15 protein-coding genes and 1 pseudogene are annotated in these 17,548 nt (G+C 71.6%); 8 read left to right on the plus strand and 8 right to left on the minus strand.

Annotated elements, in window-relative coordinates; genetic code table 11:
• Positions 1-13: 13 nt before the first annotated feature.
• Positions 14-2,893, minus strand: coding sequence for a hypothetical protein (locus tag GQF42_RS05515; RefSeq protein WP_158918179.1), 2,880 nt, complete (start codon positions 2,891-2,893; stop codon positions 14-16).
• 231 nt (positions 2,894-3,124) lie between these two features.
• Here GQF42_RS05515 and GQF42_RS05520 point away from each other — a divergent pair, with 231 nt between their 5' ends.
• Positions 3,125-3,289, plus strand: a complete 165-nt coding sequence (locus tag GQF42_RS05520; protein ID WP_158918181.1) for a hypothetical protein — start codon at positions 3,125-3,127, stop codon at positions 3,287-3,289.
• Positions 3,290-3,486: 197 nt separating this feature from the next.
• Here the strand turns inward: GQF42_RS05520 and GQF42_RS05525 are convergent, their stop codons facing one another.
• Entirely contained in the window at positions 3,487-4,062 is a 576-nt protein-coding gene (locus GQF42_RS05525) for a PASTA domain-containing protein (RefSeq protein WP_158918183.1), read from the minus strand.
• 438 nt (positions 4,063-4,500) lie between these two features.
• Here GQF42_RS05525 and GQF42_RS05530 point away from each other — a divergent pair, with 438 nt between their 5' ends.
• Both GQF42_RS05530 and GQF42_RS45670 read left to right on the plus strand, forming a co-directional pair.
• Positions 4,501-5,241, plus strand: coding sequence for an AfsR/SARP family transcriptional regulator (locus GQF42_RS05530; protein WP_233273255.1), 741 nt, complete (start codon positions 4,501-4,503; stop codon positions 5,239-5,241).
• Between the two features lie 233 nt (positions 5,242-5,474).
• On the plus strand, positions 5,475-6,197 hold the full coding sequence (locus GQF42_RS45670) for a peptidoglycan-binding protein (protein ID WP_233273256.1): 723 nt from the start codon (positions 5,475-5,477) through the stop codon (positions 6,195-6,197).
• 106 nt (positions 6,198-6,303) lie between these two features.
• On the opposite strand, the gene GQF42_RS05540 is transcribed toward GQF42_RS45670, so the two are convergent.
• A complete protein-coding gene (locus tag GQF42_RS05540; RefSeq protein ID WP_158918185.1) occupies positions 6,304-7,164 on the minus strand; it encodes a helix-turn-helix domain-containing protein in 861 nt (286 codons plus the stop codon).
• Between the two features lie 150 nt (positions 7,165-7,314).
• Between GQF42_RS05540 and GQF42_RS05545 the strand changes: the two genes are divergently transcribed.
• Entirely contained in the window at positions 7,315-8,178 is an 864-nt protein-coding gene (locus GQF42_RS05545) for an oxidoreductase (RefSeq protein ID WP_158918187.1), read from the plus strand.
• A gap of 94 nt (positions 8,179-8,272) precedes the next feature.
• On the opposite strand, the gene GQF42_RS05550 is transcribed toward GQF42_RS05545, so the two are convergent.
• The 3 genes from GQF42_RS05550 to GQF42_RS05560 all read right to left on the minus strand — a co-directional run bounded on the left by GQF42_RS05550 (position 8,273) and on the right by GQF42_RS05560 (position 11,873).
• Positions 8,273-10,603, minus strand: a complete 2,331-nt coding sequence (locus tag GQF42_RS05550) for a SpoIIE family protein phosphatase (RefSeq protein ID WP_158918189.1) — start codon at positions 10,601-10,603, stop codon at positions 8,273-8,275.
• Between the two features lie 54 nt (positions 10,604-10,657).
• The gene (locus GQF42_RS05555) at positions 10,658-11,125 is read right to left on the minus strand and encodes a peroxiredoxin (RefSeq protein ID WP_158918191.1); all 468 of its coding nucleotides are present in this window, start codon (positions 11,123-11,125) and stop codon (positions 10,658-10,660) included.
• A gap of 220 nt (positions 11,126-11,345) precedes the next feature.
• Complete coding sequence (locus tag GQF42_RS05560) at positions 11,346-11,873, minus strand: MarR family winged helix-turn-helix transcriptional regulator (protein WP_158918193.1); 528 nt, start codon at positions 11,871-11,873, stop codon at positions 11,346-11,348.
• Positions 11,874-12,053: 180 nt separating this feature from the next.
• Between GQF42_RS05560 and GQF42_RS05565 the strand changes: the two genes are divergently transcribed.
• From GQF42_RS05565 to GQF42_RS05575, 3 genes are all read left to right on the plus strand, one after another.
• A complete protein-coding gene (locus GQF42_RS05565) occupies positions 12,054-12,341 on the plus strand; it encodes a putative quinol monooxygenase (RefSeq protein ID WP_158918195.1) in 288 nt (95 codons plus the stop codon).
• 288 nt (positions 12,342-12,629) lie between these two features.
• Positions 12,630-13,214 carry an SH3 domain-containing protein gene (locus tag GQF42_RS45675; RefSeq protein WP_233273257.1) on the plus strand — a complete coding sequence of 195 codons (585 nt, stop codon included), beginning with the start codon at positions 12,630-12,632 and terminating at the stop codon, positions 13,212-13,214.
• A gap of 211 nt (positions 13,215-13,425) precedes the next feature.
• The gene (locus GQF42_RS05575) at positions 13,426-14,361 is read left to right on the plus strand and encodes a helix-turn-helix domain-containing protein (RefSeq protein WP_158918197.1); all 936 of its coding nucleotides are present in this window, start codon (positions 13,426-13,428) and stop codon (positions 14,359-14,361) included.
• 69 nt (positions 14,362-14,430) lie between these two features.
• Here GQF42_RS05575 and GQF42_RS05580 read toward each other — a convergent pair.
• Together GQF42_RS05580 and GQF42_RS05585 are read right to left on the minus strand one after the other, a co-directional pair.
• A pseudogene (locus GQF42_RS05580) lies at positions 14,431-14,981 on the minus strand (MFS transporter); the annotation flags it as partial.
• 159 nt (positions 14,982-15,140) lie between these two features.
• Positions 15,141-15,794: a TetR/AcrR family transcriptional regulator gene (locus GQF42_RS05585; protein ID WP_158918199.1), complete on the minus strand. Its 654-nt coding sequence runs from the start codon at positions 15,792-15,794 to the stop codon at positions 15,141-15,143.
• Between the two features lie 241 nt (positions 15,795-16,035).
• Here GQF42_RS05585 and GQF42_RS05590 point away from each other — a divergent pair, with 241 nt between their 5' ends.
• A complete protein-coding gene (locus GQF42_RS05590) occupies positions 16,036-17,508 on the plus strand; it encodes an MFS transporter (protein ID WP_158918201.1) in 1,473 nt (490 codons plus the stop codon).
• The last annotated feature ends 40 nt before the right edge of the window (positions 17,509-17,548 follow it).

Here is a 17,548-nt window from a genome sequence, read left to right on the forward strand (position 1 = left end):
TCCCCCACCGGGGTCACGGGTGGAACGCCGCGCAGTACGTGCGCCAGTGCGGCTTGGGCATGCACAGCTCGAAGGACGGGTCGTTGGGCGAGCCGGCGAAGGTCCGTGAGAAGGGAATCGAGACGGACGTGCTGAAGAGGACGAGCCGCACACTGACGGTGAGTTTGCCGCTGCCCTTGATCGACGACTGCCCGCCGACCGAGGCGTAGGTGAGTTCCAGATAGAACTCGATGGAGACCGTGACGATACCCAGCACGGAGAGGAAACCGTTGAACCGTACGTAGCCGCTCACGGTGACACTCCTTTGGCCACCGACTTCCTCGATCACGAAGCTGACGCCCGCCATGAGGCTCACCCCGCCGGCCGCGACGCCGACGTCGACGGCCGCGCAGCCGCCGAACTCCATGGCGCCCTCCAGTTCCTTCACGCCCTGGTCGAGATCGACCAGCATGGAGAAGTAACCGCCCCCACCGAACAGCGAGACGCTGACATTGAAGGGGTGCTGCTGCTCGGAGACCGAGAAGCGGAAACTGACGGGGGACGAGCCGTCGAGGGGGATCGTCAGCGTGGCCCCCAGGGTGAGGTTGGACAGGGTGAAGACCCCCAGGGCGATGGTGGGAACCGCGAGGGTGTAGCCGGCGGAAACGCAGGTCGGCTGGACGTCCACGAAGGCGCCGGCGCCGAAGACGTCCGCGGGCAGGGCATCGCGGAGCGTGTTGATGAACTGGAGTTCGTTCCTGAACTTCACCACCAGGCCGGAAGCCGTCACGTCGGGCTTCCTGCCGGGGCCCGTCTTGAATCTCACCTCGGCAAAGTCGACTTCGATGGCGCCGAAGGCCAGACCGAAGTCGGTCAGGCTGCCCTCCACGGTGCTGCTGTCGACGGCGCCCGGAGAGCGGACGGTCCGGGCGTCCAGGGTCAGTGTGGGCCGGGTCGACGCGGGCACCGCCACGAGCAAGCCCTTTGGATCCTTCGTCAGCTGGGTCTTCCACACGTAGCGAAGTTCCTTGCCCTGCCCGCCCGCCAGATCACGGACGCGCAGCACCGGCGCCGCAAGCGCGGCCTTCGGGTCGCCGAGGATCCGGGTGATCTGCTCGTCGCTGAGGTCCCTGAACTGGTTGAGGTCGTCCTCGACGACGTCGCCCAGGAGCGCGGAGAGATTGATGAAGCCGAGCAACTTGGCCCCTTGGAAGAGCTTGGCAACATCGCTCGCCACCAGGCCGTTGCCGTTCGGGCCGAAGACCTCAGGGACGACGCCCGCCTGGCTGGTGATCGTTTTGAGGAAGGTCTGAGGATTGGCCAGGCCGCCGGCTTGCTCCGCCCCCATGGCCAGGGGAAGGTCGGCAGCGAGTTCCAGATAGGCGCCGGCGGGATGTCCCGCCATGGTCTTCTCGAGATAGGTGTCGTTGAATCTCACTGCCAGGGGACCGGCGTTCGGCAGAAGCTGTTCGACCGCGTGGACTCGTACCAAAGCGTCGGACACAAAGGGCAGGCCGACCGTTCCGCGCCCGAAGGTCAGGGATTCGACCGCGTGCGTCGTACTGCCTGGTGCGCCGTCCGGAGGCTGCGCCATGGCCATCGTCTGACCGTGCAGCTCCGGGGTCATACGGGGGTGCAGCTGGTCCGGCTCCGGCTCTGCGTACCGGTCGCTCACATTCCCCTCGGGGTCGCCCAGTCCGTCGGGCACGAAGATCAGGGGCATCTTGAAACTGACCTTCCGGCTGCCCTCGACCTCCCGGTCCGTCCCGATCAGCGTGAACAGGTGGTCTTTTCCCGAGTCCTGAAGCTGCACCCAGAAGGCGGTGAGGTCCTTGAGCGGCGCGTCCGGGAACTCCTGCGGCGCCGGAACCGGCGGCTTGATCGGCGGGGTGACCCGGTCGGTGATACGCAGTGCGCTGAAGGGCATTTCACGTCCGTCGTGCGGGTATCCGATCCCCGCTCCGTACGCGACCTCCGGTTGCTTCACGATCACCCGGTCCTGCCGCTGCAGGAAGGCGATGATGCCGCCGTCCGGATCCGCGACGAACACCCGCCTGAACTCCTCGACGTGCGAGGCCTCGTGCCCCGTGTTCAGGCGGCCACGTCTGACGATGCGTATGTACTGGTCTCGCCCCAGGCCCGTGATGTGGTCGTACGCCTCCAGGTCGGGCACCCGCAGCCCGGCCTCCTGCAACTGCGTCTGCGCGGTCTGCGAGGGTGCCTGCCAGACGCCGTGCAGGTGTGCCGAGGAACCCAGCGGCGTCACGATGAACTGCTCCGAGCGCAACGGCGCGCTGGGCAGGTCGATCGGCGGCTTTCCGGGGACGGTCGGTTCGACCCGGCTGGTCAGGCTGACGATGTCCTGCAGGTCCTTGACGACGAGCGGGCTGCCGTCGGGCAGTTGCCCCCGGTCCTGCGCCATCGCGAAGGCTCGGAGCAGCACCTCTCCGTCCTGCCCGCCGTGCAGCCGGGCGTGCCACAACGCGGTGCGTCCGCCGAGCTGTTGGGGACCGGGCCGGATCACCCAGTCGACCGGCGCGTCGTAGGTGATCAGCAGCCGGGTCGGGAACTCGATGACGCTTCTGGGAATCCCCTGGAACACCGCCGAGCCGGCCGTGTCCGGGGCCGTCGGACCGACCGGCACGGTCATCGCCACCAGGCTCGCCCAGTCGAGCAACGAGTCCAGCGACGGCTCCAGGCCGTCCACGGTGGCCGGCACCGAGAAGGCCAGAGTGGTCGGGCCTGCGGCGACGGCGGACACGGGTCCGGCAACGGGCGGCTGGGGGAAGGACGGCTCCAGCACATGCTGCGGCGGCAGCCCCACGACCACGAGCGTCGGTGCTGCCGGATCCTGCCGCACCAGGCGACGGCCGTCGTACCGCAGATTGACGAGGCTGATGTCCACGACGAGCATGTCCGCCGGCCGCACCACGTGGAACGGGCCCTGCGCGGAGTCTCCGTCCGGCGAACCGGAACCCGATGAGCCGGAATCCGACGGACCGGAGCCCGACGAGCCCGAGTCCGACGAACCCGAGTCCGACGAGCCGGGCCTCTCAGGCCCGCCAGGTCCGCCAGGTCCGCCAGGTCCGCCAGGTCCGCCAGGTTGTCCTCCGAAGCCGGAGCCGTCCTGGGGGCCGGACGGCGGATGCCCGTCGAACGGACGGTGCCCACCAGGGCCCCCGCCGGGATCGTCGTCGTGATCACCGAAGTGCCCGTCGCCGTGGCCGCCGAAGTGCCCCTGACCGTCGTCGGGATGGTGTCGTACCTCTTGCCAGGGCCCCCGGGCGAAACGACGGACGGTGTGGAATGACATGACCAACGCCTCATCCGAGATGGTGCGGGTGATGGACGGGGTCGCTGCCGCTCGCTCACTCCCATGCTCGCCCCAGCGGGGGTTTCTCGCCACTGGAACACGGTGCGGCAACCGCGGCGGCCGACGCCGGTTCACCCGCGGGGCAGCGGCGGCTCAGCATGTCGCCGAACTCAGGGCGCAGACATGGCAGTTGGTTACCCGCCGGGCGGCTGACCCGGCCCGCCCTCCGGCGTCGCACCCGGCACCGGCCCGGCGGCGAAGGTCACCTTCACCGTCGTACCCCTCGGCGCGGTCGATCCCCTGGCAGGGTCCTGACCCGTGATGGTCGCCGGCGGTGCGGACGGCCCCGAACCGGGCGCGAGGTCGAGCTGGAGCGATGTCTTGCCCAGGATCTCGGAGGCCTGCTGCTCCGTGCACTCGGTCAGGTCGGGGACGACTTCCTGTCCTCCGAACGCGGCACTGAGCACGTCCTGGCGGGCCTCCTCGGCATGTTTGCCGGAGAAGTAGAAGGCGATCGTCGACCCGGCGGCCGCGGCGAGCGCGCCGATCAGCGTGCTCCGGAGGTTGGCGTCCCGAACCGCGAAGGCCACCGCGCAGAACACCAGGAGGCCGGCGACGAGAGCCAGGGCGATCCAGCTGCGGACGATGCCGTCCGCCGACGCCGAGCGGCTCGGCACGCAGTACCGGGCGATCACCAGCACCACCCCGATGAGCGCGAGAGCGCCCAGGAACAGCCAGAGCAGAACCTGGATGTGCCCCCAGGAGATCACGGCGGGATCGCCGCTGGTTCCGGAGGGACTGGGAGCGGCAGAGTGCGTTGGCGCAGCCCTCGCCATGAGCCAGGTGCCAACGGTGTCGAACTGAACTGAACGGAGAACCAGCACGGTTGTGTCCTCCCGCCAAAACGTGGCGCCGAAAGTGCGGCCGAGTCGGACACTGCCGTGGACCTCGTGCGCGCCGGGGCGGAAACCCGCCCATTCCCCCGCCCACACCCCCCGTTGTCGAGTCTCGCGCCGAGGCGGTGGGCCCGCAAACGGTGCCTGGGACGTCAGCACCGGGCGTCGGCCGGTGGCCCGGGCCTCGCACGGCGGCAGCTGACCGCTGCTCCGGCGAAGTTGCACGGCCGGGTCACACCGGCCGAGACTGGGACAAGAGGCCTGCCTGAGCGGGGTGCGCTCACTCTCGCCACGGCGAGCGAGGCGATCAAGGTGGTTTCCTTTCCCCAGTTGTGGTTGCTCGGCCAGTTCCGGCTGGAGTGCGATGCCGAGCCCGTCGAACTGTGCCGCAACGGCCAGCGCGTGCTGGCGTTCGTCGCGCTGCGGCAACGCGTGTCCCGAACGGTGCTCGCCGGGACGCTGTGGCCCGAGGTCACGGAGGAGCACGCCAGGGGCAGCCTGCGCACCACGCTGTGGAAACTTCCGCGCGGTGACCAGTCGTTGGTCCGGTGCAACGGGGACTCGCTCGCGGCGGCCGCTGCCCTGCGCGTCGACGTGCACTCCTTCACCGAGACGGCGATGAGCGTCGTACAGGGCTGCAGTCCGCCGCTCGCCGCGCAGCTCCCGCCGGGTCTGCTGGACGGCGACGACCTGTTGCCGGGCTGGGACGAGGAGTGGGTACTGATCGAGCGCGAACGCCTGCGGCAGTTGCGGCTGCACGCCCTCGACGCGCTGGCCGAGGCGCTCGTGCGAGAGGGACGGCCTGCGCTGGCCCTGGAGGCGGCGTGGGAGAGCGTGCGCGCCGAGCCGCTGCGGGAGAGCGCGCACCGGGCTGCCGTGTCCGCGCATCTCGCCGAGGGCAATCTGATGGAGGCGGTCCGTCACTATCGTTCGTTCCGGCGGTTGCTCCGGGAGGAGCTGGGGGTCGAGCCGTCGCCCCAGTTCGCGCACATGCTCTCGCGGCACGGGGTCACGGCCTCCTGCGCGGGTGACGCCAGGGTGACGCCGGGCTGACGGCGCGCCGGTAGCTTCGGCAACGAACCAAACGTGGCCGGACGTGCATTCCGGATCGCGCCCACTCGCCGACCGTGACACTCTGTCATCGACGTCGGCGCCGCCGCCGCTCCCGCGCCCGCCGTCTCCGCATCCGGAACCCCTTGCCGCTCGGCACTCGGGGAGGGCGCACGTCCGGATCCGGCTCACCGTGAACCCCCTGCGACTGACAAGCCGAAAGGAAGCGAGCCGTCATGGTCGCTCTGTCGAATGTCCGCTTCGGCGAGACCAACGAGGACATCCGCATCGTGCAGAAGGCCCTGATCGCACGGGGCCGCAGCATCCCCGACGGGGCCACGGGCCACTTCGGCGATGAGACGAGGGCCGCCTACCGGGCCGAACAACTCGCCCAGGGGTTCACGGGAACCGGGGCCGACGGCATACCGGGCTGCGCCTCACTGACCGCGCTCGGCCGGTTCGCCGGTTTCGCCGTCGACTGCACGGGCGCCGCCGCTCCGGCCTCGGGAGGGGGACGGCTCAACCTCGGCCAGGTCACCTACACCGACCCGCACGACGACTCCGGCGAGTCGGCCATGCAGCGCTATGCGCTGCAGGCGTGCGAACTCACGGGCATGGACCCGACGTACGGTGTCCCGGCGCTGGTCACCATCTCCCAGCGCGAGTCCGCCTACAACAGTCCGCGCTACCGGGTGAACCTGAACGACGTCAACGCGCGGGGCCCGAAGGTGGCCGACGGCCATCCGCAGAACTGCTCGCGAGGTGCCACCCAGTGCATTCCCACCACGTTCGCCACGTACCACCAGGCAGGCACGGCCACCACGCCGTACGACGTGGTCGCGGACATGTGCGCAACCATCAACTACGTGCGCGACCGCTACCACGTGAACCAGTCGGGGTCCAACTTCGCGTCGCGGGTTCAGCAGGCGGACCCGCACCGGACTCCCATCGGGTACTAGCGCCTCGGACCAGCCGACGGTTTCGGCGGCGTCCTGAGCGGGGCAGCCGGTCGCTCGCGGGCAGGCTGCCCTGCGTGTGATCGCCTTGCGGTTGGTCACCTTGCCTCTACTGGTCCTCGACACGCTCCGCGCCGATGCTGCCCGCGGGGGCGCTGAGGCTGCCCAGGATGTCGAGGAGTTCGGCGCTGCGGCTGCCGGGCTCGGCGTGGAAGACGACCAGGGTGAGTCCGTCGGTGCCGTCCACGGACAGCTTGTTGGAGTGCAGGTCGAGGTCGCCGACCTGCGGATGCGTGAGGTGGCTCGTGCGCCCGCGCCGCGGCCGCACCTCGTGCCGGGCCCACAGGGTGCGGAAGCGTTCGCTGCGCAGGGACAGCTCGCCGACCAGGTCGCGCAGCCGCGGGTCGTCGGCGTCCGTGCCGGTCTCGGACCGCAGGGCGGCCACGCCCTCCTCGACGAGGTCCTCCCAGTCCCGGCGCAGCTCGCGCTCGGCGGGGTCGAGGAAGACGGCCCGCAGGAGGTTGACACCGGGCCGGTAGTTCGGAGTGAGGGCGGTGGCCAGTGCGTTGGCGGCCAGGCAGTCGGTGTATCGGTTCTGCACATAGGCGGGGTTGCGCGGCCAGCCGTCGATGAGCTGCAGCAGACTCGGCGGGACCTGCCGCGAGCGGCGGGCGGGCCGTATCCCGCCGGCGGGCCGGTCCTGGGCGAGTCCGGCGAGGTGGGCCGTGGCGTCGGCGTCCAGCCGCAGCACGCGGGCGATGGCCTCGAGGACCTGCACGGACGGGTTGCGGTCCCGGCCCTGCTCCAGCCGCAGATAGTAGTCGGAGCTGATGCCGGACAGCATCGCGACCTCCTCCCGGCGCAGCCCCGGCACCCGGCGCAGACCGCCGCCGGGCAGCCCCACGTCCTCGGGCCGCACCAGCGCACGCCGGGCACGCAGGAACTCACCGAGCGCGTTCGATCCGTCCATGGCATCCACCGTACGGCCGGTCGTGCGGCGGTGACTGTCCCTGCCACTCCCAGGATCGCGGGGGTACTGCCATGCCGGGCGGCGCGGGCGCAGGGTGGACGGCGAGGCCGCCAGAGGGACCGGCGGCGCGGAGATTCTGAGAGGTACGACATGACTGCACAGCTCGGTGGCACCGTCACCCCGGCCGACGGCCTGACCCTGACCCGCGTGGGATACGGCGCCATGCAGCTGGCCGGACCGCATGTCTTCGGCCCGCCCCAGGACCGGGCCCGGGCCGTGGCAGTGCTCCGCGCGGTGGTGGACACGGGCATCACCCACATCGACACCGCGGACTTCTACGGCCCGGTCGTCGTCAACGAGATCATCCGCGAGGCCCTCCACCCCTACCCCGAGGAGCTGCGCATCGTCACCAAGGTCGGCGCCCGCCGGGGAGCCGACGGCAGCTGGATGATGTCACGGCACCCCGAGGACCTGAAGGCGCAGGTCTACGACAACCTGCGCAACCTCGGTGTGGACGCCCTCGACGTGGTCAATCTTCGGTTGGGCGACATGGACACCCCGAACGAGGACGCGGTGGCCGACCAGTTCGGTGCGCTGGCCGAGCTGCGCGAGCGGGGTCTGATCCGGCATCTGGGGCTGAGTGCCGCGTCCGCCGCGCAGCTGGACGAGGCCCGTGCGATCGCGCCCGTGGTGACCGTGCAGAACCTGTACAACCTGGCCAACCGGCAGGACGACGCGCTGCTGGCACGCACGGCGGCGATGAACATCGCCTTCGTGCCCTACTTCCCGCTCGGCGGCTTCACGCCGCTGCAGTCCGAGACGCTGACGAAGGTCGCCTCGCGCCTGGAGGCCTCGCCGCAGCAGGTGGCGCTGGCCTGGCTGCTGCGCCGCTCCCCGAACATCGCGCTGATCCCCGGCACGTCCTCCCCGGACCACCTGCGTGAGAACATCGCAGCCGCCTCGCTGGACCTGCCCGAGGATGTGGTGGCCGAACTGGACGCCATCGGAGGCTGAGCGGGCCGCTTCCGGGTACTCGGCGCGGCCGACCCACACATCGGTACCGGTACTTGGGCGCATCACTTCCGGCAAGGACGCCGTTGTTCGGTGCTCAGCCTTCGGGCAGCGCCTGTTCGGCCCAGATCGTCTTGCCCCGGCCGGTCTGCCGGCTGCCCCAGCGCTGGGTGAGCTGGGCGACCAGGAGCAGTCCGCGGCCACCCTCGTCGAAGGCGTTGGCCCGGCGCAGGTGCGGTGAGGTGGAACTGGCGTCGGAGACCTCGCAGATGAGGGCGCGGTCACGGATCAGCCGGAGCTGGATGGGCGGTTCGCCGTAACGGATGGCGTTGGTGACGAGTTCGCTGACGACGAGTTCGGTGATGAAGGCGGCCTCGTCCAGACCCCAGGCGGTCAACTGCTCGCCGGCCGCCTGCCGGAAGGCGGCGACCTCGGCAGGGTCGGGCGGCACGTCCCAGGTGGCGACCCGGTCTGCGCCGAGGGCACGGGTGCGCACCAGCAGCAGGGCGACGTCGTCGCTGTGCTGGTCGGGCAGGACGGCCTTGAGGACGCTGTCGCACAGGTCGTCGAGGGAGTCGGCGGGTGCGGTCAGGGCCCGGTGCAGGTCCTCGGTGGCACCGTCGAGGTCCCGGTCGCGGTCCTCGAGCAGGCCGTCGGTGTAGAGGGCGACCACGGAGCCCTCGGGCAGTTCCAGTTCCGTCGCCTCGAACGGCAGCCCGCCGACGCCGAGGGGCGGTCCGGCGCTCATGGAGACGGGCTCGGCGGCGCCCCCGGGCAGGACGACGGTCGGGGCCGGATGGCCGGCGGCGGCCAGGCCGAGCCGCCGGGAAACGGGGTCGTACACGGCGTACAGACAGGTGGCGCCGAGTTCGGCGACCTCCTCTCCGCTGTCCTCTGCGGACAGGTGGATCACCAGGTCGTCCAGGTGCGTGAGGAGTTCGTCGGGCGGCAGATCGACGTCGGCGAGGGTACGGACGGCCGTGCGCAGCCGGCCCATGGTGGCGGAGGACTGGATGCCGTGGCCGACCACGTCGCCCACGACCAGGGCGACCCGGCCGCCGGAGAGCGGGATGACGTCGAACCAGTCGCCGCCGATACCGGCCAGGGATCCGCACGGCAGGTAGCGGTGGGCCACCTCGACGGCGGCCTGTCCGGGCAGGCCGCGCGGCAGGAGGCTGTGCTGGAGGGCGAGGGCGGTGCTGCGTTCGCGGTTGAAGCGGCGGGCGTTGTCGATGCAGACGGCGGCGCGGCTGCCGAGTTCCTCGGCGAAGACGGCGTCGTCGGGGCCGTAGGCGTCGGGGTGGGCCGTGCGGACGCAGACGGCCACGCCCAGGGTGGTGCCGCGGGCCCGCAGTGGAACAGCGATGATGGAGTGGACGTCCTGCCGGAAGGGGCGGCCCTCCGGCGAGCGCGCGTTGCGCTCCTCGAGCCATTCGACGAACTCCGGCTCGCCGGCCTGGCTGAGCACCGAGCGGCCCTCACGCAGGGCGCGGGCGGGCGGCGAGTCCGGCGGGTAGACATCGGTCTCGCCGATGCGGACCGCCGCACCGGGGTTGCCCTCGCAGGACGAGCCATGGGCGGTGCGGTGCAGGAGGACATCGCCGTCCGGGATCGCGGGCGGCTCGTCCGCGCCGAGCACCCAGTCGAGCAGGTCGACACTGGCGAAGTCGGCGTACCGCGGGACCAGGATGTCGATCAGTTCCTCGGCGGTGCGCACCACGTCCAGGGTGGTGCCGATGCCGATCGCGGCCTCGTTCAGCAGGGCGAGGCGGCGCCGGGCCCAGTACTGCTCGCTGTTGTCGAAGGCGGCCATGGCGACGCCGGTCAGCTCGCCGGAGCCGGACCGCAGGGGCCACATCTCGATGCTCCAGAGATGTTCCCGGTGCAGTGCGGGCGCAGCGGCGAAGCTCTCGTAGCGGACGGGCAGGCCGGTCTCGGCAACCTGTCGGAGGTGGTGCTGGAAGCCCCGGTTGTATTCGGCGTCCGCCACGGTGTCCGGGAAGAACCGTCCGATGAGCGCCGTCTCGGGCAGACCCATGACCTTGCAGGCGGCGTCGTTGAGGCGCAGGTAGCGCTGCTCGAGGTCGAAGACCGACATGGACATGGAGGCCTGCTCGAAGGCCTCGCCGGCCAGGCCGGCGCCGGTCGGGTCGGCCGTGACGACGAAGCCGGCGGGCTCACCGTCGGCGCCGGTGACGGGGCAGGCGGTGAGGGCCAGGTCGATACGGTGGCCGTCGCGGTGACGCAGCGCGACGGTGCCGGCCCGTGCGGCCAGTGTGTCGTGCGGGATGTCCCCGGCGAGCAGCCCGGTCGCGGGCCGGCCCACGACGTCCCCGGCCGAGTGTCCCGTCAGTAGTCGCGCACCTTCGCTCCACCCGGCCACCCTGCCCAGGGCATCGATGACCGCCACGGCGGCGCCATGCTTCATATGCCCCAGGATGATGCGATTGTTCCGGGGCATCAAGCGCGGAACGGAAGCCGGTCAGTCCTGGTGCGCACGCAGGGCGGCGAGGGCCCGGTCGGCGTGGGTGTTCATGCGCAGTTCACTGCGGACGATCTCCAGCACCGTGCGGTCCTGGGCGACGACATAGGTCACGCGTTTGGTGGGGGCCACGGAGAATCCGCGCTTGACGCCGAACCGCTCGCGCACCGCGCCGTCGGCGTCGGAGAGCAGGGGCATGCCGAGGGTGTGCCGGCCGGCGAACTCCTGCTGCTTGTCGACCGTGTCACCGCTGATGCCGACGGGCCGGGCACCGACGGCGGCGAACTCGGCGGCGAGATCACGGAAGTGGCAGGCCTCGGCGGTGCAGCCGGGGGTCATGGCGGCGGGATAGAAGAAGAGGACCACCGGCCCGTCGGCCAGCAGCTCGGTGAGCCGGCGGGTGGTGCCGGTCTCGTCGGGCAGGGCGAAGTCCTCGATCTCGTCCCCGACCTTGATGCGTTCCGTCACGACCGCTCCTCCTCGTTCCGGGCGCCTTCTCGCGCCCTCAGCCCCCGGCGGCACCTGACGTGCGCACCGGGGGACGATGCCTGCTCCGACGATCTGCCGCCGGGGGCCTTCTCCGACGCTCTGCCGCCGGATATTACTTGACGGTACGACCGGTCGCGGGCCGTTCCCCGGGGCCGGGCGGCGGCCGTCAGTCGGCCGTCGGTTCACCGTCAGCCAGGCGTCAGCCCGTCGTCAGCGGGGCGTCGTCCACCTCCCGGCCGGAGTCCTCCTCGCTCGTGTACGCGAGGAAGTCGTCGACCATGCGGTGGAAGAGGGTGGCCAGCTGCCGCAGTTCGTCGGGCCGCCACTCGGCGAGGGCGCGCTGCATTCCCCGGGCGCCCGCCTCCCGGATCCGGGCCATGGCGTCCCGCCCGGCGTCGGTGAGCCGGATCCGCTGGGCCCGCCGGTCGTCGGGGTCGGGGACGCGGCTGACACAGCCCGCCCTCTGCAGCTGCTGCACGGTCCGCGTCACATGGGAGGCCTCCACGCCCAGGCGCTGCGCCAGCTCCCCCGGCCGCAGCGGCTCGCAGTCGGCGATCTGCCGCAGCAGCGCCACCGCCGCCCGGTCCAGCGGCACACCGGCCAGCCCCATCAGCCGCTCGTGCTGCCGGGCCCGTGTGCTGAGGTAGGTGATGCGCGTCAGGGCGCGCTCGATGTCGACGACCTCCGGGGAGGCACCGGGCACGCCGGACAGCGATTCCGCGGGCATACCCGGCAGTTTACCAGCTCGTTGCGTAAGTCAAGTAATCTCTGACCACTGTCCGTCACCGCCGAGGTCGGCGCAGCCCCCGTCCCGGAGGGCAACGGCCGCGTGTCGTACCGGCCGCCCCTCGGCGCGCGCATGCTGCAATCGGCAGGATCACGACCGTTTCGAACACCGGAGGAATCCATGGCCTTCGCCGTCGTCGCCCAGTACCAGTGCGCGCCCGCCGACGTCGACACCGTGCGCGACGCGCTCCGCAAGATGCGCGAACTGGTCCCGTCCGAGCCCGCGAACCTCGCCTACGAGGCACACGAAGTGGTCGACCGGCCGGGGGCGTTCCTGTTGTACGAGCGGTACACCGACCGCGCCGGCTTCGAGGCGCACAAGGAGACGGACCACTTCGCGGAGCTGATCCGGGGCACGGTGTTCCCGCTGCTGAAGGAGCGGACCGTCACCTTCGCCGAGACGGTCTGACCCGCAGCGCGCCGCCCCGCCCGCCGCGTCGTACGGGTGACGATCACGGCGGATTCCGTGGGAAGCCTCACCGGGACGTGCCGCCCGCGCCGGAGGGGGGACCAGCGGGACGGCGGAACACCCCCTCCCCACCGGGCGGTCGGACCGGACTTGGGCACCGGCGCCCGTCCCCCGGGACGTCCCGCGCGTCCCGGGGGACGCCGGAACGGCATTGCGACGGCGCGTCACGGAAACCCTGGCTCTCGTGATCACTGCTCGTGGTCACGAGAACGACAGCCGGAGGTTTCCATGATCCTACGGACTCTCAGGAGCGGTCTGCTGGCCACGGTCGCAGTGCTCGCGTTCCTGCCCGCGGCGGCCGGAGCCGCCCCCGCGAGCGCCGCCGCCCCGTACCCGGCGTCCGCCGCCATCGGCCGACACCACGTGCGCCACACCTACCCCGCTCCGTACCGCATGCACCACCACAGGTACGTCACGCACCACGCACGCCACATGTACCGCGTCCACCGGCTGCGCCACTTCGGCGCCCAGGCAATGACGTACCGCTTCGTCCCGCGGACGACGGCCCAGCACTGGGCCGTGCAGGGGGCGTCGTACCGGATCGCGGGTCACCGGACGTCGTGCCGTCTCGTCCGGCGCGCCACCGGCCGGGTCACCACCAGCTACGCCCGGCTCAACGTCCGCTCCGGTCCGGGCACCGGCTACCCGGTGATCGGCCACCGGCACTCGGGCCGGCTCGTGGGGCTCACCTGCAGGACGCGCGGTTCGTCGGTCGCCGGCTACCACACCTGGTACCGCCTCTCGCGCAACGGAGGCTACGTCTCGGCCCGCTACGTCCACGTCCACGGGAACCGCACCCTGCCCTGGTGCTGACGGCACGACGCCACCGCACCGCCTAGCCACCGAAGGCCCGTTCGACGACCCCCGAACGGGCCTTCGGTATACCCACACCTCACGGTCCTCCTGCCGCACCGCGTGTTGCGTTCGCGGCACTCCCGGGAAGCCATGCCGACAACAGGGGCTAAATCGCCCATAGCGGAAAGGGAGTCGAGGACGCACGATGCGGCACCCTCAAGCATCGACCATGCCGGACGACCCACGGGTGGCGGAACTGCGCGAGCTGAAGGACCGTACGGGGCTGAGCCTCGCGGCACTGGCCGCGCGCACCCCGTACAGCAAGTCCGCCTGGCACCGCTATCTGTCCGGCGGAACGCCGCCGCCCCGGTCCGCCGTGGAGGCGCTCTGCCGTCTCGCCGGCGCCGATCCCGACGCCGTACTGCCCCTGTGGAACACGCTCGAGGCCGCACCGGCGGCCCCCGCGGGTCCGCCGGAGGCATCCGGCCGCAGGCGGCGGACGAGGCGGCGTCCGTGGCGGCGCCGGCCGGAAGACGCGCCACGGACGCCGTCCGGGCCGCCGTCGCAGACGCCGTCCCGGGCTTCGGCGCAAGCTCCGCCGCCGGTCGCGCCGCGGCTCTCCTCGCGCCTGTCGTCCCGCCTTTCGTCCCGCCTTTCGTCCCGCCTTTCGTCCCGTCTTCCGTCCTGGCTGCCGTCGTGGCTTCCGCTGTCCGCGCTCGCGCTGTTCGGCGCGGCCACGGCGGTGGCCGCCGCCGTCACGCTGGCCGCGCGTCCGGGCACCGCGCCCGCCACGCAGAGCCTGCCTGCGGTGCCCCGCTGTCACGGCCGTTCGTGCCAGGGCGAGCTGCCCGACGCGTCGGTGTGCGCCCGGGACGCACGGACCACGAGCACCGTCACCGACCCCGCCTACACGGTTCAGTTGCGCTACTCGGCGGCCTGCGGCACCGCCTGGTCCCAGGTACGGCTGCGCACGCCACGGGCCCACGAGGTGTCGGTGCGCTCGGGCCAGGACGTGCTCACGGCCGGCTATCCGGCGGACGACTCCGCCGGGGACAGCAGTCCGATGGTCTCGGTGTCCTCGCCCCGGGGCGTGGAGGCGTGTGCCGAGGTGGGCGGGGAGCTGGCGTGCACGGGCCGGGACGTGGAGCCGGAGGAGGAGGGGTGACCCGCGACGTACGCGTGCGGTGCCGCACCCCGGATTCCGGGGTGCGGCACCGCATGCGAAGCAGCCGGGTCAGCCGGCGGTGACGAGGTGCTGCCCGCTGCCGGTGCGCTCCGGACGCCGGGCCGAGCGCAGGGCGGCGACGCCGATGAACACCATGGAGGACACACCCGCGAGGGCGAAGGCGGCGAAGCCCCGGTCGCCGTCGCCCGCCGCAAGCAGCTGACGCCGAGCCACGAACCGAAGACCGCGCCGAAGCGGCCCATGCCCGAGGTCCAGCCGACGGCGGTGGCGCGGTTGCCCAGGATGGAGCCGAGAGAGACGGTCGCGTAGATCATCACCTGGGCGCTGTTGAGGAACACACCGGTGACGAAGACGACCAGGAAGGTCAGGCCCAGCGGCATGCGCACGCCGAGCAGGAAGACACCGACCGCGGTGAGCGCGAACCGGATCGCGGAGATGCGCGGGGCGCCGAAGCTGTCCGAGGCACGGCCTGCGATGAGCATGCCGACGATGCCTCCGAGGTTGAACAGCACCACGAAGGTCAGGGCGGAGCCGAGGTTGTAGCCCTCGTCGCGCATCAGCGTGGGCAGCCAGGTGGCGACACCGTAGACGAGCAGGAGCGGACTGTTTCCCGGCTGCCGGTGCAGCGTCGTCGCTCACGCCCACGCTGCACGGGCGCACATCGGTACACGCCGCCCCCTCTTTGGGGCGCGCCTCACCCCACCGCGTGGCGCCGGGCCGCCCCGGCCGTGCGCCACGGCCGACTCACCGAAAACAAGTCACGGCGTCGTGCCGCTCACCGGTGCAAGCCACAGGCCCTCGATCGCGTCGGCGAGTCCGGTGGCCGCCTGCTCCCAGGTGGCGCGCGGGGTGGGGGCGCCCTCGGCGAGGGCCCGTTCCCGCTCCGCGCAGGTGTGCAGGATCAACTGGCGGACCATCTGGCCGCGTTCGGCGCGGACCTCGGGCGGCAGCTCGGGAAGGGTGCGGTTCAGGGCCTCGATCGCCTGCCCAAGCGCCGGTGAGGCCATGGACTCCTCGACCATGATCTCGTGCAGCGCCGGGTCGGTCATCACCTGGGCACAGAACCGGGCGTACCAGGTGGGGCTGCCGAGCCCGGCCAGGTGCTCGGTCACCGGGCGCACCAGGCAGTCGATCCAGTCACGTACGTCCATGGAGTCGCCGGCCACGGCGAGCGCCCGCTCCCGCAGGGTCTCGATGTGCTCGGCGTGCCGACGCGCCACCGCGCGGACCAGGTCGGCCTTGGTGCCGAAGTGATAGCCGACCGCCGCGTTGTTGCCCTGGCCGGCGGCCTCGCTGACCTGGCGGTTGGAGACGGCGTACACACCATGCTCGGCGAACAGCCGCTCCGCCGCGTCCAGGATCGCCTCCCGCGTAGCGCTCACCTGCTCGGCCCGCGCCGTCCTGCCCGCCATGCTCACCACCGCTCCGGGACTGCGCACCGCCCCGGGGCGGCCAGTCCCGCGTTCCGCCCCAGGCCCTCGACCGGGGCGGCGAGGTCCAGCCGAAGAAGCCTACGGTGCACGCGGGCCCCACCTGGGACAGGCCCCACGTACGGCGCCGTTTCGGGTCGCTACAGTAAGTCAAGCATTTGACTTAAATTGAGGTCGGTTCCGCCGGCCGCTGCCCGATTCCTGCTCCTCGGAAGGTTTCCCCATGTCCGACGCCCCCGCCCGGTCCGCCGGGACCAGCAGATCAGCTCCGCCGCGCCCGGGTGCCGTCGTCGCGGTGCTGGCCCTGGCCGGTATCACCGTGTCGCTGATGCAGACCCTGGTGATCCCGATCGTCCCGGAGCTGCCCGGCTACCTGCATGCCTCGGCGTCCGACGCCGCCTGGGCGGTCACGGCCACGCTGCTGGCCGCCGCCGTCGCCACCCCGGTCGCCGGCCGGCTCGGCGACATGTTCGGCAAGCGGCGGCTGCTGATGGCCGGCCTGGTACTGCTGGTGGCCGGTTCGGTGGTCTGCGCGCTCAGCGACGCACTGGTCCCGATGATCGTCGGCCGTGCGCTGCAGGGACTGGCCGCCGCCGTGGTTCCGCTGGGCATCAGCATCATGCGGGACGAACTGCCGCCGGAGCAGCTGGCCGGTTCGACCGCGTTGATGAGCGCCTCGCTCGGCGTCGGCGGCGCGCTCGGCCTGCCCGCCGCCGCGTTCCTCGCCGACCACTACGACTGGCACGTACTGTTCTGGACCTCCGCCTCCCTCGGCGCCGTCGCCCTCGCGCTCGTCCTGTCCCTGGTGCCGGAGTCGAGCGTGCGCACCGGTGGCCGTTTCGACCTCGTAGGCGCGCTCGGCATCGCGGTCGGGCTCGTCCCACTGCTGCTCGCCGTCTCCAAGGGTGCCGACTGGGGCTGGGGCAGCGGCACCACGCTCGGCCTGTTCGCGCTCGCGGTCGTCACCCTCGTGTCCTGGGGCTTCTTCGAACTGCGCACGGCCGCGCCACTGGTCGACCTGCGCACCACGGCCCGGCGCCAGGTGCTGTTCACCAACCTCGCCTCCATCGCGTTCGGTTTCTCGATGTTCGCGATGTCCCTGGTCCTGCCGCAGCTGCTCCAGCTGCCCACCCAGACCGGCTACGGCCTCGGCCGGTCCATGCTGACGGTGGGTCTGGTCATGGCCCCGCAGGGGCTGGTGATGATGGCCACGGCGCCCGTGTCCGCCATGGTCACCAGGGCTCGGGGGCCCAGGACCACGCTGATGATCGGAGCGGTGATCGTCGCGGCCGGTTACTTCCTCAACATCGCTTTGATGAGCGAGGTCTGGCAGCTGGTCCTCGTGTCCTGTGTCATCGGTGCGGGCGTCGGCTTCGCCTACGGCGCCATGCCGGCCCTGATCATGGGCGCGGTCCCGCCCTCGGAGACGGCCGCCGCGAACAGCCTCAACACGCTGATGCGGTCCATCGGCACCTCGGCGGCCAGTGCGGTCGCGGGGGTGGTCCTGGCGCAGATGACGGTCAGCCTCGGCGGGCATGCGCTGCCGTCCGAGAACGGCTTCAAGGTCGTCATGGCGATCGGCGGGGGCGCGGCCGTCGTCGCCTTCTTCCTCGCGTCCCTCCTCCCCCGCCACCGCCCGGCCACGCCGGAACCTGCGGCGGAGCCTCTCGAACCGTCGGCCGAGACGGTCTCCTGAGAAGGTCGGCCGGAGACAGTCTCCTGAGAAGTCTCTGTGA

Origin of the sequence: Streptomyces broussonetiae, assembly GCF_009796285.1 — a bacterium.
In the GTDB taxonomy this organism is placed as follows: domain Bacteria; phylum Actinomycetota; class Actinomycetes; order Streptomycetales; family Streptomycetaceae; genus Streptomyces; species Streptomyces broussonetiae.

Excerpts from the sequence above, each read along its gene's own strand:
- GQF42_RS05515 (WP_158918179.1), bottom strand. The coding sequence starts at position 2,893 with ATGCTCGTCGTGGACATCAGCCTCGTCAATCTGCGGTACGACGGCCGT.
- GQF42_RS05520 (WP_158918181.1), top strand. The coding sequence starts at position 3,125 with ATGCCCGTCGAACGGACGGTGCCCACCAGGGCCCCCGCCGGGATCGTC.
- GQF42_RS45670 (WP_233273256.1), top strand. The coding sequence starts at position 5,475 with ATGGTCGCTCTGTCGAATGTCCGCTTCGGCGAGACCAACGAGGACATC.
- GQF42_RS05540 (WP_158918185.1), bottom strand. The coding sequence starts at position 7,164 with ATGGACGGATCGAACGCGCTCGGTGAGTTCCTGCGTGCCCGGCGTGCG.
- GQF42_RS05545 (WP_158918187.1), top strand. The coding sequence starts at position 7,315 with ATGACTGCACAGCTCGGTGGCACCGTCACCCCGGCCGACGGCCTGACC.
- GQF42_RS05550 (WP_158918189.1), bottom strand. The coding sequence starts at position 10,603 with ATGAAGCATGGCGCCGCCGTGGCGGTCATCGATGCCCTGGGCAGGGTG.
- GQF42_RS05560 (WP_158918193.1), bottom strand. The coding sequence starts at position 11,873 with ATGCCCGCGGAATCGCTGTCCGGCGTGCCCGGTGCCTCCCCGGAGGTC.
- GQF42_RS05565 (WP_158918195.1), top strand. The coding sequence starts at position 12,054 with ATGGCCTTCGCCGTCGTCGCCCAGTACCAGTGCGCGCCCGCCGACGTC.
- GQF42_RS45675 (WP_233273257.1), top strand. The coding sequence starts at position 12,630 with ATGATCCTACGGACTCTCAGGAGCGGTCTGCTGGCCACGGTCGCAGTG.
- GQF42_RS05575 (WP_158918197.1), top strand. The coding sequence starts at position 13,426 with ATGCCGGACGACCCACGGGTGGCGGAACTGCGCGAGCTGAAGGACCGT.
- GQF42_RS05585 (WP_158918199.1), bottom strand. The coding sequence starts at position 15,794 with ATGGCGGGCAGGACGGCGCGGGCCGAGCAGGTGAGCGCTACGCGGGAG.
- GQF42_RS05590 (WP_158918201.1), top strand. The coding sequence starts at position 16,036 with ATGTCCGACGCCCCCGCCCGGTCCGCCGGGACCAGCAGATCAGCTCCG.